Annotated in this window: 13 protein-coding genes and 1 rRNA gene; 6 read left to right on the top strand and 8 right to left on the bottom strand. The window is 45.6% G+C overall.

Annotation, left to right across the window (positions count from 1 at the left end):
• Positions 1-58: 58 nt before the first annotated feature.
• On the bottom strand, positions 59-592 hold the full coding sequence (locus J4227_03315; GenBank protein MBS3109530.1) for a methyltransferase domain-containing protein: 534 nt from the start codon (positions 590-592) through the stop codon (positions 59-61).
• A gap of 96 nt (positions 593-688) precedes the next feature.
• Here J4227_03315 and rrf point away from each other — a divergent pair.
• A 5S ribosomal RNA gene (gene rrf, locus J4227_03310) occupies positions 689-804 on the top strand.
• A gap of 118 nt (positions 805-922) precedes the next feature.
• Positions 923-1771, top strand: a complete 849-nt coding sequence (locus tag J4227_03305) for a zinc metalloprotease HtpX (GenBank protein ID MBS3109529.1) — start codon at positions 923-925, stop codon at positions 1769-1771.
• Between the two features lie 76 nt (positions 1772-1847).
• Here J4227_03305 and J4227_03300 read toward each other — a convergent pair whose 3' ends face one another.
• The 6 genes from J4227_03300 to J4227_03275 form a co-directional block, all read right to left on the bottom strand.
• Positions 1848-2216, bottom strand: coding sequence for a hypothetical protein (locus J4227_03300; GenBank protein ID MBS3109528.1), 369 nt, complete (start codon positions 2214-2216; stop codon positions 1848-1850).
• Positions 2213-2476 carry a hypothetical protein gene (locus J4227_03295; GenBank protein MBS3109527.1) on the bottom strand — a complete coding sequence of 88 codons (264 nt, stop codon included), beginning with the start codon at positions 2474-2476 and terminating at the stop codon, positions 2213-2215. The genes J4227_03300 and J4227_03295 overlap by 4 nt, the downstream gene beginning before the upstream one ends.
• A 371-nt stretch (positions 2477-2847) precedes the next feature.
• On the bottom strand, positions 2848-5073 hold the full coding sequence (locus J4227_03290; protein MBS3109526.1) for a DEAD/DEAH box helicase: 2226 nt from the start codon (positions 5071-5073) through the stop codon (positions 2848-2850).
• Between the two features lie 56 nt (positions 5074-5129).
• Positions 5130-5636, bottom strand: a complete 507-nt coding sequence (locus tag J4227_03285) for a hypothetical protein (GenBank protein ID MBS3109525.1) — start codon at positions 5634-5636, stop codon at positions 5130-5132.
• A gap of 87 nt (positions 5637-5723) precedes the next feature.
• Positions 5724-6461, bottom strand: coding sequence for a hypothetical protein (locus J4227_03280; GenBank protein MBS3109524.1), 738 nt, complete (start codon positions 6459-6461; stop codon positions 5724-5726).
• A 56-nt stretch (positions 6462-6517) separates the two neighbouring features.
• Positions 6518-7285, bottom strand: a complete 768-nt coding sequence (locus J4227_03275) for a TraB/GumN family protein (protein MBS3109523.1) — start codon at positions 7283-7285, stop codon at positions 6518-6520.
• A gap of 366 nt (positions 7286-7651) precedes the next feature.
• Here J4227_03275 and J4227_03270 point away from each other — a divergent pair, with 366 nt between their 5' ends.
• From J4227_03270 to J4227_03255, 4 genes are all read left to right on the top strand, one after another.
• Positions 7652-7918: a PRC-barrel domain-containing protein gene (locus J4227_03270; GenBank protein ID MBS3109522.1), complete on the top strand. Its 267-nt coding sequence runs from the start codon at positions 7652-7654 to the stop codon at positions 7916-7918.
• A 191-nt stretch (positions 7919-8109) separates the two neighbouring features.
• Positions 8110-8616, top strand: coding sequence for an AsnC family transcriptional regulator (locus tag J4227_03265; GenBank protein MBS3109521.1), 507 nt, complete (start codon positions 8110-8112; stop codon positions 8614-8616).
• A 6-nt stretch (positions 8617-8622) separates the two neighbouring features.
• The gene (locus J4227_03260) at positions 8623-13119 is read left to right on the top strand and encodes a hypothetical protein (protein ID MBS3109520.1); all 4497 of its coding nucleotides are present in this window, start codon (positions 8623-8625) and stop codon (positions 13117-13119) included.
• A gap of 30 nt (positions 13120-13149) precedes the next feature.
• Entirely contained in the window at positions 13150-13731 is a 582-nt protein-coding gene (locus J4227_03255; protein MBS3109519.1) for a hypothetical protein, read from the top strand.
• 30 nt (positions 13732-13761) lie between these two features.
• Here the strand turns inward: J4227_03255 and J4227_03250 are convergent, their stop codons facing one another.
• Positions 13762-14490 (bottom strand): hypothetical protein, encoded by a 729-nt coding sequence (locus J4227_03250; GenBank protein MBS3109518.1) that lies wholly within the window; start codon positions 14488-14490, stop codon positions 13762-13764.
• Between the last annotated feature and the right edge of the window lie 375 nt (positions 14491-14865).

Below are 14865 nucleotides of genomic sequence, written 5' to 3'. Positions count from 1 at the left end.
ACTGTGAAATTTTGGATAAATGGCGGGATGCACGGTGCATTGCATTGCTGCCTGGGCATTACTTTCTTGCTGCGACAAAATAAGAAAAAGGGTACTGCCTGATGCCAAAATGCTCAATTGACACTTTTTTGAAAATTGAGAATAATTTCCCCAGGCTATGCTCCGTGTATCTCCAGTAGTCATGCGGCTCGTCGTGGAGAGGATAAAATGCCGGGACAAGGACCAGCAGCTGCCCATTTTTCTTGAGGGCCCTGTGCATATTTTCAATGGCTGGGTGGAAGTCAAAGACGTGCTCCAGCACGTTGAAGCAAATGATAATGTCATACCTGTTGCTTATCCTCATTTTAGTTATGTCAAGAATTTTATGGCCAAAGGAGGGGTCAATGTCTGTGCACTCAAATTTGTTGCTGCTGTCAAACCGGTCCCTGACAGAATAAATATGCTTGCCATTGACCTGCTTGCCTGAGCCGATTTCCAGGATGCGCTTGTTGCGGATGTTCCGGCAGTGCCTGCCCATGAACCTTCTTTTGGCAGCATCCGGCCTGAAAAGCATATGGGACAATGCACGCGCCAAGCTCTTTCCTAATGCCATGGGCTGGAAATAGCCAGTTGGATTAAAAACCTTTTGATGTTTGTGCTGAGAATATGAAAATAAATAGCTTTATAAATGGCCTTTTCTTGCTATGCTCCAGACGGCCATAGGGACTTGGTTCTACCCGATCCCATTTCGAACTCGGAAGTCAAGCAAGCCTCCGTTCCATGCTGTACTGTTCTCAGAACGGGAAACATGGAAAGCTGTCACCTAAACTTTTCTTTCGCCTCTTCTTTGAATCGGCAAAGAAAAGTTTAATCAAAAGAAAAAGCCTTCGGCACAACAAAAGCTAACGTTGACATGATTCTTAATTGGTGAAATGATATGCCCATAACCAACCAGATAAAAACAGCAATACTGCTTGCCCTGCTGACAGCGATTTTGCTTTGGATAGGGAATTTTTGGGGAACGGCAGGGCTGACAATTGCATTTATTTTTGTCCTTGCCATGAACGGCCTGTCGTATTTTTTCTCTGACAGGCTTGTGCTGAGAATGTACCGCGCAAAGGAGGCCAGCAAGGCTGAGAATCCGGGATTGCACAAGATGGTCGAGAATGTCTGCAGAAAAGCTGAAATCCCAAAGCCAAAGATATTCCTGATACCAAGCGAGCAGCCAAATGCCTTTGCAACCGGAAGAAACCCAAAGCATGCATCAATTGCTTTTACCAAGGGAATTCTTGGGATTTTGAATGAGGATGAGCTTAAAGGAGTCATCTCGCATGAGATTAGCCATATCAAAAACAGGGACATCCTGATTGGGACAGTTGCAGCGACAATTGCTGGAGTAATCGGCTATGTTGCCATGCTTGCAAGGTGGGGAGCTATTTTTGGAGGCATCGGAGGAAGGGATGACAGGAATGGAGGGGGATGGGTTGAGCTTATTGTGCTCGGGATACTGATGCCGCTGATTGCCACGCTTATCCAGTTGGCAATATCAAGGAGCAGGGAATACCTGGCAGATGAAACAGGAGCCAGGACAGTGCATGATTCCAAGCATCTCGCATCAGCCCTGCAAAAGATAGAAGCTGAATCAAAAAGAATCCCGATGAGGCTCGGCAACCCTGAGACCGCGCACCTGTTTATTTCAAGCCCGTTCAAGCTGAGTGGGCTGTTGAGCCTGCTTTCCACACATCCGCCTGTCAAGGAAAGAGTGAAGAGACTTAATAAGCTGAAGTTCTAAGGATGAATGTGACAGAAACATGCTGTTTCGCAGAAACTTATTGGATGGCCGCTGTCTGTTATTTCAAGTATCATCCTTATTTTATCTCAACAATAAACCTTGACCTGTCGATAGCCTGTATATCTGCGTAATTTTGCTTTGACCATCCTCTTGTGAATTCCTTTGGAAAACGCATGAAAAACATCTTGCCATCGAAATTCAGGCTTCGTTTAAGCTTTGGAGAGTCGTTCTTCAGGATTTTTTCAAGTACCCAGAGAAGCTCCAATTTTTTCGACTGTTCTGAATCCAAATAATCAGATTTGCAAACCGGGCATTGCCATACAGTATACTGAAAAATTATATCCCCGACTATCATCTTTTTCTCTGAAATTCTTGTCCTAACCCTATGGCAGGTGTAAGGTCCCCTGAATGCATTTTTATCAATATTGAAATGGATATGCTTCATTTTTTTGCCTTGTGCAGCCTTTTTTGCCATGGTGGAGAGGAATATGCAGTTATCACATTTGCCTGGCCATCTTCTAATGTGAAGATGACAGTTAAGTACCTGTGGAAAAGCCCAATCGCCATATATCGGTCTTTTTGTGCCCTGAAAAAAACTGGTTCATCATCCTGAAGCATACCGCTGATCTCATGATACAATATGCCGTGCTTGACATAGATTTTCCTGCCAATTTGCTCTTTTATGCCTATTTTCCTTATGTGCATATCGTACACCAAATCGTACTATTTAAATTTATTGGTTTGTATAACCAGGAAACCGGCGTTTAAATGCTTTTACTGAGAAAATCCGGAAATTTTCCGACCAAAAAATTGGAAAAGCGAAGGTTTAATGAAATAATAATATAGAGAGTGAATAAAACAATATGAAACAACTTTACAAAAATATTTTGATAACATAAGATATATTGCCAAAATAATTCCCCCTAAATTAGCCCATGCCTTCCATCTCTCTTGTGATTCCTCTATACGGAGTATGGCAATAATGGTAACTATAAGGACAACCACAAACATTACTTACCTTTTTAACTTTTTTAATAAACCAGGCTTTTAGCAGCCCAAAGAAAAAATAAATTTTGTTATTTCTTTGATTCATATTCGCTATCCAATGCTTCCCTTATCGCCTTTGCTTTTTTCCCGCCGATTAAATCAACCTGCTGCAAGTCATCCTCGCTTGCATTGACAATGTTTTTCACGCTGCCGAACCTTTTCAGGAGAGGCTTGCTCAGGGTCCCGCCCACGCCCGGGAATGATGAAACAATGTATTCCTGCAATTCCTTAATGGACAATGGCTTTTTCTCGCCGTGCGGCATGAATCCCCTTTCCCCTTCCTCCTGCTCGCGCTTGGCAATTATGTATATCAGCGCAGCGGAATCCTTTGCTGTCTTAGTCTGCATTATCGGAATGCCGTAGCTCACAGCTATTGTTGCAAGCATCCCCCTGATGGCATTTGGGTGGACCTTTCGCAGAGAAAATATGTCTTCTATGCCTTCCACAATTACAACAGGCCTTTCATAGCTTTGCTTCATGTTCTTCAGCTGGGACAATAGCCTGCCGTCGACAATTGAGTCAACAAAGTCGTAGGTTGTCTTGAATTCAATTGCGCATCTTTTCGAGACAACGTAATCGCAGACTTCAAGGCTTTTCAGCTCAATCTTTGCATTAAGGTCAATCAGCCCCTTGATCACGCCTGAGCCCTTCTCCCTGACATCTGCATGGACAATAACCTGCTCATCAGCCGGCTTGAGAAAGCTCTGCAATGTCGGCGTTTTCTTCCTGTCAAGCTTGAGGCCCATCTTGGACTTGAGCTGGACAAGGGTTGTGTGCATTCTTTTTTCCTTGTGGAACGCGGTCCATTTGTAGGCCTCATCCCGGGTGTTTTTTGCCACCATCACGATAACCTTGCCCTCCTTTTGCCTGCCTGTCCTTCCCCTTCTCTGGATGTGCCTTATTGCGCTTGGAATTGCCTCGTAGAAAACAACAAGATCCACCTCAGGAATGTCAAGGCCTTCCTCGCCGATGGATGTCATGACAATAATGTTGAATTCACCGCGCTTGAACTCCTCAAGCGTTTCAATCTGCTTTTTCTGGCTCATGCCGGTTGTGCCTTTCTTCATCTGGCCGACAAAAAGTTTGGGCTTTGCCCCGGGGATTTTACCCAGCTCATCCACAACCTTGACTGCATTGTCGCGGTAATGGTTGAAGACAATGATTTTTTGGCCAGTGTTTTTCTCCATTTCCTTGGCGACCAGTTCCTTGACCCTGTCCAGCTTGGGGTGCTCCTGGCCCTGCTCGGCAAGGTTCCTTGTGAGAATCAGGGCTGATTTGAAATGCTCGTCGCTAACAAGATTCCTTATGGCCATTACTTTTGTCTTGGATGATTCCGTGACAAGCCTTTCCATGTAGATTGAAAGCGGTGTTATTCCCTGTGTCTCCAGAAGCTCAAGGGCATGCTGGACTTTCACGGCTTCTGCAACAAGGCTTATTGCCTTGAGCGTGTTGCCATCCCTCTGGCCCTGGCTGATCAATGAATGCAAGTGCCCCTGCAGGGCGATGAGGTCTTTTTTTGTCACAATGTTCATTTTTGCAATTGCCTGGCCTGCGTATGTTTTCAGGCTCCTGAGCTTTGACCTGAAGCATTCGTCAAGGTGCTTTTTCACTGCAAGGAATTCCGGCGGCAGGTCCACATAGACCCATCTGATGTCAATATCCTGGACATATGGCTTTACATCAGGGTCGTAGGGCGTCCTGATCTCCACATCCTCAATGTGAAGGTTCTGGCACACTTCATTGATTTTCTCAAGATCGCTGCCAGGCGAGGCAGTCAGCCCTATAATCCGCGGGTATTTTGCGATTTTCTCATACATTTTTGCAACGAAATTGTAGGCATAGTCGCCAGTTGCGCGATGGGCCTCATCGAAGACAAGGAGGCTTACCTGGGAAAGGTCAATTTTCCCGGAGATAATGTCATTTTCCAGGCCCTGCGGAGTTGCAAAGAAAAGCCTTGATTTTTTCCAAAGCGCGGCCCGTTTTTCAGGCGATATTGCGCCTGTCATGACTGCGAACTCTTCAGCCTCCAGGCTAAGGTGCCGCTTGAAAGTATTGAGATGCTGCTCAGCCAATGGCTTTGTGGGCGCAAGGAAAAGAATTTTTGAGTTGGGATAATTTCTCAGGCGCTGTGCAGCGAGCATGACAACAATGCCTGTTTTTCCCATGCCCGTGGGCAGGACTACCAAAGTGTTTTTCTCATTGCATGTCGAGAAGATGGTTTCCTGGTAAAGCCTTGGCGTAAAATCCTTAAGCATGGCAACTAGATGCATACTTAATTTAAATAGCTTGTCCTGAAGATTACAGCGAGTGTTTATCTGGCCATGCACTGCTGCTCAAGAATTGGGTCAGCTATCAATGTGCAGTCAACATAGCCCTGAAATGCGTCGAGGCAAAAATCACGGAGCTCATAATTGCTGATTTCCCGGCACGGCCCGATGTCTGCATGTGCCTTTGCCAGTTGGTAATGGCACCAGTCTTTTTCCTCGCTTGTGCCAGTGGAGCATCCTGGCGTTTCAGCAACGGCCTGGCCAGTGATTGCGGATGAGCCGCCACTTAGAAATGACCCCTGGCTGTTAATAAACCTGACCATGAGAACGCCTGATACGAGCGCAATGATGAGAAGCGCTGCCATTGCTGTATAAGCAGGCAGTTTTGGCAGGGCATTGTAGTCTGGAAAAACAGACCTGATAGCGTGGTGAACGTCCCTGCGCTTATGGCCTACGTCGAGCAGGGCTTTCCTAACCCTTTCAAGGTGGAATCCCTGGCCCGTTGTTGTTTTAATGTAATCCACCAGGACCATGTTCGGCTGTTTTTTCATTTTGTTAACCTGCATGGGCGTTTGCCCTTCATTATTCGGTAAAATATGCTTGATATTTAATTTTGATTGTTTTTTAGCGATGGGAAACTAATGGAGCTCGACTTTTTCTATTGTCAGGAAATAAATGAGCCAAAAAACAAGGCCAATTATAAGGGTTCCGAAAAACATCAGCAAAAATGACTTGGCCACCCAAATCATCAATGCTGCCCCGAGCACAAACCCGAGCAAAAGCATGAATGTGGAGCGGCCGCCAAAAAACCCAGTTGCCCCGTCCAAAGGAGGGATTGGAATCATTGATGTTACTGCATACCACAGGTTGATTTTCACAAACATTCCGACCATTGCGCTCCCAGTCGCAAGGTGTATTGGCTGGAATATGAAAGCCAGTGCAAGATTCAAAAGCGGGCCGGCAAATGCAATCCATGTTGAAAGGAATGTGCTCAATCCATACCTAAAGGCGCCCAGCCTGTGCACGGCCATGTCTGTTACCCAGACTCCGCCAAGCCCGAGGAAAAAAAACCTGCCATTGGAAAGAAAGGCTGCCATGAAGGCAATGACAATGCCATAGGGCCAAATCTTGAATTCAGCCCTGTAGCCTGCTGCAAGCGCCCATAATTTATGCGCGGATTCATGGAGAAAAAACACAATCGCGACCAGGATTAGCACGCCCAAAAAATTTGTGAGCCAGTGGGTAAGGTTGAATTCTGGCTGGCCGTCGTCAAATGCGAATACAAATGCTGCCACAAGGCAGACTATTGCCAGGCCCTGCAGCTCAGCTGGGCTGAAGCTAAAATGCCTCTTTACCCTGTCAATATATGCTCCCATGAACTCCTTTTAATCAATATATAGTATAATAATTTTGCTATGGATTATGCAATGGGTTATCCAAGCGAAACTTTCTGCCCTGCCACATCAATTGAGAAGGTGTAGTCAATCTTGCCATGGCTGCTTTTGCGGATGATTTCCTTAATCCCGTCTTCGTGGCCAGCGCCCACAATTGCGAGTATTTTCATCCCAGGATTGAATGAGGCCAATGTCATAATATTCCTTGCCATGATGGTGTTTCTTTCCTTGACAAGCACTTTATATATAGACGGATACCTCTCTTTTACTTTGGCCATGAGCTTCTCAATTAGGACTTTGTCAGGCACTTTATTGAGGTCAAACCCCTCCATGCCCAGTTCTTTCATCTGCTTCTTGCCGGAGAATATGCCCTTGCACAAGTCAACAAGAAAATTCCATTTCTCACGCCAGGTAAGCTCCGCTGAAAGCCGCCTGAGGGTGATTTCAATGTCCTGATCAATGAAGGCAATCCTGAGCTGGTGCTTTTTAGCCAGCTTAATTGCGTGCAGCATTTCGCTCCCCGGGCTGACGCCCACTGCCTCGCCGAGCTTTTTTTCCGCCCAATATCCAAGCATGCCAAATACAAATCCTTTTAGCCCGATTTTAGGGATGCCGCTAAGCCCGGGCTTGCGATTTTTCTGCTGCAGAGCATGAAACCTGCGGTGGTCCAGCTCAATGGCCACAAGGCCTGGCTTTTCCGCCTCTATATATTGCCCTATCTCCTTCATGCTCTGCCTGGAAATATGCGAAGTGCCAATTATGTGGATGGTTGCCGGCATTGCCTTGTCTGTTTTGTGGCTTGGCATGGGCAATAGAGAGTGAAGCCAGTTAAAAATCTAAGCTTTAGGATTAAAGTGCGGGTAGTTTGCAGTCTCCGGGGCATCGGCTTTGTCCGAAAACTCGCCTTCCGGCTCGGCTTGGGCATCCGCTCAGCATTGCAGCTTCCCGCGAATTGCATTTTTCTCCTCTGCAACCCCGAAAAATGCTTGATCCCTCCGAAAATGGGCTTCGCAAAATTGATGCCCAAACTAACTTTTCGGGCAAAGCCCGGGGCATCAAAAAGTTTAAATATGACAGAGGTTTTAATCGGATGTGACTTATAAGCGGCAACCGGCAGGATGTGCAATGCCTGTGGAATGCTGATGAGGCGAAGGAGTGAGACTATGCTTAAAATGAAAAAAATTACCGAGACATATGACATGAAGGTTTTCACTGATGATGGCGACTATTTTGGGGACGTGGAGGAAGTTATTATCAGCCACAACAAGGTTAATGGCTGGAGAGTCAGGGCAACAAAGAATTCCTTCCTGAGCAAGGTGCTTGGCAGCGCAAAAGGCGTGATTGTGCCGCACGAGCTTGTCAAGAGCATTGGCGACATAGCAATAATCAGCAAGAGCGCAGTGCCATCTTACGGGCCAGAAGAGGAGGAAGAGAAGTAATTTTTTCTTTCCTGTTTTAATTCTGTTTGTTTCTTCGATTTGCAGACCGGCTATACTTGAGAGTACTGTATGGTATATTGGCAAAAGATTGGTATTTTCTTGGAGTTTAATACTTAAATAAAGAAATATTTATATATTAATTTACTTAAAATAAGGAAAAAGAGTATAATAAATACGTAAAGTGTCCAAAAGTGGCGAGAAAAGCAAGCAGGAATGTGGAAAAAGATAGCAAAAATGCGGGCAGTAGCCAGCTTGACGGCAAAGACAGGAAGATTCTCTCAATCTTGTTTAACGATGCCAGGAAAAGCATAGCTGATATCTCGAGGGAAACTGGCATTAAAAGGGACAGCGTGGCTTACAGGATCCAGAAAATGCAGGAAAATGGGCTGCTGCGGTTTAATGCATATATTGACATGAAGCAGCTTGGATTTGCCGCGGCGAGCATACTCATCCTCAATCTCCAGAATTTTAGCGCGGAAAAGGAAAAACAGCTTAGGGAATTTCTAAAATCATCAGGGGAAGCAGTTGAAGTGAAATTCCTTTCAGGCAGCAGCGATTACATGGTGAAGATAATCGCGCAAAACCAGGACGAGCTCAATTTGTTCATACGAAAATTAAGGACTGGGTTTGCCGGAATAATAAAAGAGATGGAGCTTAGCAATGTCGTGGAGGAAATTTACAAAATGCCTCTGCCGTAGGTGGAAATGAGAGAAAAAAAGAGGGGTGGATGGGGAAAGCGCGGCAGAAAAGGCCAGCTTACGCTGTTCATTATAGTTGGAATCGTGCTTTTAAGCAGCTTTGGCTTTGTCTTTTATTTCAACAATTATATGACTGACAAGCAATTCCTGAAAAGGATTGACAGGGTTTATTCTGACATGATTCAAAACACGCCAGTCCAGGCCTATGTATCAGCGTGCGTCAATGATGCATTGGAATCCGGGATATTGCTGCTTGGTGAGCAGGGAGGCGTGATCTATTCTGACCAGCCAGGCAGCGCAATCCCAAAAATTGCAGGAGTCAGCGACCCGCAATATGTGAATTACAATGGAAACAGGGTCGTGCTCGTCACCAGCAACCTGGATACTATTTTGGCAGGTGAAAAATATTCATCGCTGCCCGGCTATCCGTGCAACAGCCCAGCCTTCCTGGGAGGCAGGTGCTCACCATCTGAAAATGTCCTGCCTACAAACCCATGCTATTTCATGTGGGAAAGCGTGGTCTCAGGGCATACCACGGGCAGTCCGGGCTACAGCGGATGCGTTCCTGCGTCTGCAAAAGTGCAGGGGTATAATTACCTGCAGACATTGTCCTATGGCAAGAAGAGATTCTTTGCCCTGGGCGATACAAATGAGGCAAAGCTCAGGCCCACATTCAAGGAACAGCTGGAAAGCTACATTGCCAATTACAGCTATGACTGCGTCAATTTTACCGGCATCTCAATACTCCTCGGCCAGAACATAACTAAGGAAATGCCATTGGCAAATGTCACAATAGCTGAGAATGATGTTGCAGTAAATATCATGTTCCCTGTCACAATAACCATTGAGGGAAGACCGCCCATCACGCGGATGGTTGATTTCAGGGCTTCAAAATATGCACGGCTCGGGCTGATAAGGGATGTTGTTGACTGGTGGACAACAAAAGACAGCGCGAGCCTGGGGGTGGACCTGGCCCATGAATTGAAGACTGAGCTTTATGACAACTTTGATGTCAAGATTGTGCCAGGCAATGACTTTGATGTCTATGTCATAAAGGACCTGCTTTATTCCAATGAAAACAACAAGGAGTTAGTTTTCCAGTTTGCGAGGCAGAACAGGTGGCCGAGCCTTGATTACATGACAAAAGATGAAAATCTATACCGCAACCAGATTGTCCACGGCAAGCCGCACTTCACCTATCCAAATTCCAGCATGGGCTATGATTTCTTTGTCGCCGCAGGAACGCCGATAACATTAATGCCTGTTGCATTTGACCCTGATGAAGATGAATTGAGCTTCAATTATTCCTTATGGAGGGAAGATTATGTTGAATATTGGGATTGGGATGCATATGCATTCTGGAGCGGAACCAATGAAAATTGCACATGGTATCCTGAAAAATGCGTTTTTGTTAATGCCACATCATCAACATTGAATGGCCATAACTGGACAAACAGCAATGCTGATTATTATCTTGGAAATGAAACTGGCAAGGTGACAATCATTACTGATGCTTCTGAGCTCGGCCCGCATGTTGTAAGGGTGAATGTGTCAGACGGAAAATACTCTGACTGGCAGGACATAAGGATTTTGGTTTATGACACAGAAGCGATAACTGCATCCGGTGAAAATCCATATGATGACATCCCCAACTGGGTTGGCTCAATTGAAGACCCGTATTTCCTGGATTCAAGAGGAACCACCGCATTATGCCAGGACAAGATTTATGACTGGAGCGATGCGCAGGAATCCACAAGCGTGTATTCAAGGGTCTTTGGCAGTGTAACAGGAAACACGCTTTATTCTGGCGAAGGGACAGCAGAAGGCCTTTACCTTGGGCTGCTGAATGAGCTTGCCTGCACTGAATGCCATTTTGACATAAACAAGGTCAATAAGGCAGCAGGCGATTTGGGATTTGCCTTTGATACGCCAAGCGCCCATACTTTGACGCTTACCGTTGAAAATCAGGGAATGTGCACAGGATCGATGTCCCAGCAAACCCTGGATGTTGATGTCAAAGAATGCGTGCCTCACAGCGACCCGGCTCCCGCATACCCCTATAATAACATGAATTTGAATGGGGTGTTTTGGAGTGCAATGGATTCACCTGGATTTTCAAGTGCAGATTATGGAAATAATCCTGACCCGTTCCAGGCCAATCACGCATGCTGTGATGGCACTCCGGATACTCCATTCTCTTATGATTTGTCCAGCTCTACAACAGAATGTTTCCATTATGAGTCAGTTGCCTACAAGCCAAAAACAGGCGTAGAGCATTATCCAGCCACCCTGGCAAGAAAAGATGATGCCGATGGGAATATTGAAGATGCTGATAGCATATTTGTTACGCCAAATCTCCCACCCGGCGTAGTTTGGCACGACCAGGCCTGGCATGATAATCCTGCGCATTATGATACAACAGACAACGATGTTTTCAGAAGGACAGTAACTCAGTCCTGCTCAGGAGAAAGAGGAAATGCCTGCACAGGGGATAATGTTAATGACGATTGGATAATAGAGGATTCCTGCCCTGACAGGGATGAAGGCAAAGGGGAAGATGAAACATGCTTTGGGCCACCATTAAGCCCGAACTGCAGGGATGGCTTCAAGGCTGATGGTGTTACGCCATGCGGACAGTGGGACGTTTCTGCGAATCCGGGATGCAATGCGCATTACTGGTCATTTGACTTGGGAGCACTGAAACTATATTATTCATTTGAGAAAGATTACCTTAAAACAGCCTGGGCCGACGGTGTATGCAACAACCATTGGAGACTGTCAGACAAAGATGGAAAAAGGTATGATGTGGACGATGGCACTTATTTGTGCCAGGCCGGATGCTGGATTGACGGGTGCACCAACCCAATCAATTGTGTTAAAATAGATTCCTATGATTTGCATATTCCACAAATTGATTTCCCTGGCTTAAGTGAATTGCCAGCAGAGGATATGGTTTATGGATACTCAATCCACAATCCCCCAGAGGCATTGAGAACCGGAATACCCGGATGGGCAAGGGTAGCCACAGAAGTCCCGGACCCTGTAAATAATTTTGCGACTTTCAATACATGGTGCGACGGGGAATGCTTTTCACATTATGCAAATTCGGCAAGGGATGCAAGCCCAACATATCGGCCGGACGAGCCAAACATAAACTATTGCACATCCAGGAATTATTCAGGGTACAGGACACCTGGAGCCGCGCCGAACAGGGAGGATGGGATCTGGTTCACTTATATAGATATTGATGATGGGCAAAATGTGTGCCAGGCCTGTGCCGGGTCAGCTGACCTGAATCAGGGAACAAAATGGATTTTCAGAGGGCAGGGGGAAGCTGCCGGAGAATATGTTTCAGACATTCAAAAAAGCTGCTGTGGAGATGATGCTGATGAATATCCAAAATCATGCAGCAGCGGCTATGTGGCATGCGCAGGCGCGGATTATTGCTGTGATTCCCCAACAGATTGCTCTGACGGGACTGGCAGATGCCTAGGCCAAGATACCTGCACAATCGTTGGCGGAATGCAAGCTGTGTGCGATGGGACAGGCTGGGCAGACCCTGATACCAATGAAGCGTTTTGTAATGCTTGCTCAGGGACTGAATGGATAAAAGAAGGCCCTGTGGCAAAATGCTGCGGGGACGATGCTCCTGGATTTGATGATTGGGTGACTCCCCTCGGGGGGTTTGCATGCGATAATGGAGTCAGGAAGGACTGCAACCCTGGCAGGTCCTGTGAAGAGATAGAGGTCAGCGGCTCAAAATATTATTGCGACGGCAAAAAATGGTATCCCGGGAATCTTGGCGGCAAGGCATGCTATGTTGACGCGGATGCCGGGCAGGATGGGATTTGCGCACGGCAGTCCGCAAGCGGGGAATGGGACTGCACAACAGTTGAGCCTATTGCCTACAATCCAACTGGAAATGATTATTGGGATACCTGCAATTCGTATATTACAAATGCCTGTGATGCCACGCCGGAGCCCGGCGCCTTTTCCAAGGACGGATTATGTGATGCAAGCAACAAGTGCTGTGAGCCTGGGCCAGCAGCCAATAGAAATATCCTGATAGATGTGTCTGTCAGCGGAAGCCCGGTATGGCATTGCAGGAGCGAGAGCGAGTGTGACTCCCATTCCGGAAGAAGCTGCAGCCCAGTTAATGGGATATTTTCCCCGTCTGGAAAATGCGATGATGATGCAAGTGTCTCAGGAGGGGACGGATGCGAACCATGCACATCTGTGCTTGGCTCTGATGGAAATTGCGAGCAGGGATGCGGGGCATCCACAGAATGTGATGAGCGCCCATCGGGATGGTATTCTCCTGGCCCGCCATCAGTCTATTGCCAAGGCTCCTGCCAGAAATGCCCGGATGGAACTCCGATTGTTGAAATGTCACCAGGACTTACATACAAATGCGGATGCAGCCTTGTTCCAAATGGCAGAAAATGCGACCCAGGGCATGATGGGATTTTCGAGAAACAGTGCACTTTTTACAATTGCATATGATGAAAGGAATTATGACAAGAGACATGATGGATGATGAAAGACGAACTATTAGACTATGTAAAGGCTGAAAAGAGAAAAGGCTTTGATGATTACAGCATAGTCAGCAAGCTGGTTGCGGCAGGATATCTCGAGGAGGAAATCCTGGAAGCATTGAAGCATATCAACAGGGGGAAATTTGTTTCTTACGCTCTTGTTGCAGCGGCCATCATTGCAGTTGTTGGATTGCTTTCATTATTGGTTTACAGATTTATCGGCGGCCCAGAGAAAGCATTAAACATTGATTATGAATTTTCCAACAGTGAGATTAATTCACTCGGAAATGCGCTTGACAGGCAAGACCTGGCTGCATGTGAAAATGCAGGCCAGCTATCAAATTATTGCGAGGGTGTGCTGGAGCAAAATACTGAAAAATGCAAGAGGTATGGAGGAGACCTTGGAGATGCATGCATCATGCGAATTGCAAACAAGAACAAGGATCCAACGCTGTGCGGAAATCTGCAAGTGCTGAAAGGGCTGTGCTTTGCGCAACTGGCAATGGAAACCGGCGATATTAGATTATGCGACGCTGCAGAGGAGTACAAGAACGATTGCAAGACAGCCTTGAGCAAATAAAAAAATTCAGAGCAAAAAATAATTGCAAATTTACCTCATGCATATTTCTTCGGGTATTTTCTCGGCAAGGCCAAATGAACAGTTGTAACCGCCCCAGAAAACCAGGTTGTTGTCATTACAACATTCATCCTGCATCACCGGGCATGAATGGAAGTTTCCCCCTGTGCATGACAATCCTGCATTCGTGCAATCCCGGCGTTCAATCCATGCGCTGTATCCGGCTCCCATCGGCCTCAAATTGCAGCAGCAGGATTCCTCGCCAGCGTGCGCAGGCGCCAGCAGCTCGCCCCTAATCGTGTGGGTGAAAAGGTCATTTGCATCGTCAATGGACCATTTGATGAAAATTGTGCCGTGGATTTTCGAGTCGCTTGGAATGATTTTCCGGCAGTGGACAATTACATCGCCCTCCTTATCATTGGGAATGTGCCATGCAACCTTTTCCTTGGAGATTCTGTTTAATGGGTAATGGCTTGTGTTTATGCTGCAGCCGTCAAAATTATCACCAATAATGGAGATTTCAGTTATGGCTATTCCTTCACCCATCTCATTCTGGAGTGTCAGCGAAACTGAGCTGGAAACATAGTCAATGGCATGGCTTTTGCAGTTGAGGCCAAACTGCAATACGCATCTGTCCGGGGAGATGTGGCCTGGATTTTTTATGCCCAGTATAATAAGCGCAGCAATCATTATGAGTATGCCAAGAAGGGGGTACAGGTACAGGCGAAAATCCTCTTTTTTTCCTGGAGCTTTATTCTCCATCCAGCTACAATGTGGATAAAGCTTTATATTTTTATTGGTGCATTGAAAGGCATTTGGCTTCTGGTTCATATTAGTTAATATGAAAATAACTAAAATAACTTTTTCCTAATAATTTATATAATTATTATAAATATTGATTTATTTAAATTTATATGTAATTTTTATAATATATTTATCTATTAATATATAGATTATTTAGTATTAATAGCATTTATTTAAGTAATTAAGTAATAGTTTCTTAGTATGTTTGCTAATAAATCAAATTTTTTTGAGATTATATACTAATAAATCGTCATAAATTGTAATTTATTTTGTATTAAGTGTAATTTTTTACATATTTTGCATGATAAATTCATTTAAATATTAATAATTTGA

The organism is Candidatus Woesearchaeota archaeon (genome assembly GCA_018303405.1).
GTDB lineage: Archaea > Nanobdellota > Nanobdellia > Woesearchaeales > JABMPP01 > JAGVYD01.
The sequence above is the reverse complement of the archived record's forward strand: the minus strand, read 5'-3'. Positions and strand labels throughout refer to the sequence as shown.

What these genes read in the sequence shown, in the direction of transcription:
- J4227_03315 (MBS3109530.1), bottom strand. Translation starts at nt 592, where the DNA reads ATGGCATTAGGAAAGAGCTTGGCGCGTGCATTGTCCCATATGCTTTTC.
- J4227_03300 (MBS3109528.1), bottom strand. Translation starts at nt 2,216, where the DNA reads ATGAAGCATATCCATTTCAATATTGATAAAAATGCATTCAGGGGACCT.
- J4227_03295 (MBS3109527.1), bottom strand. Translation starts at nt 2,476, where the DNA reads ATGCACATAAGGAAAATAGGCATAAAAGAGCAAATTGGCAGGAAAATC.
- J4227_03290 (MBS3109526.1), bottom strand. Translation starts at nt 5,073, where the DNA reads ATGCTTAAGGATTTTACGCCAAGGCTTTACCAGGAAACCATCTTCTCG.
- J4227_03285 (MBS3109525.1), bottom strand. Translation starts at nt 5,636, where the DNA reads ATGAAAAAACAGCCGAACATGGTCCTGGTGGATTACATTAAAACAACA.
- J4227_03280 (MBS3109524.1), bottom strand. Translation starts at nt 6,461, where the DNA reads ATGGGAGCATATATTGACAGGGTAAAGAGGCATTTTAGCTTCAGCCCA.
- J4227_03275 (MBS3109523.1), bottom strand. Translation starts at nt 7,285, where the DNA reads ATGCCAAGCCACAAAACAGACAAGGCAATGCCGGCAACCATCCACATA.
- J4227_03270 (MBS3109522.1), top strand. Translation starts at nt 7,652, where the DNA reads ATGAAAAAAATTACCGAGACATATGACATGAAGGTTTTCACTGATGAT.
- J4227_03260 (MBS3109520.1), top strand. Translation starts at nt 8,623, where the DNA reads ATGAGAGAAAAAAAGAGGGGTGGATGGGGAAAGCGCGGCAGAAAAGGC.
- J4227_03255 (MBS3109519.1), top strand. Translation starts at nt 13,150, where the DNA reads ATGATGAAAGACGAACTATTAGACTATGTAAAGGCTGAAAAGAGAAAA.
- J4227_03250 (MBS3109518.1), bottom strand. Translation starts at nt 14,490, where the DNA reads ATGGAGAATAAAGCTCCAGGAAAAAAAGAGGATTTTCGCCTGTACCTG.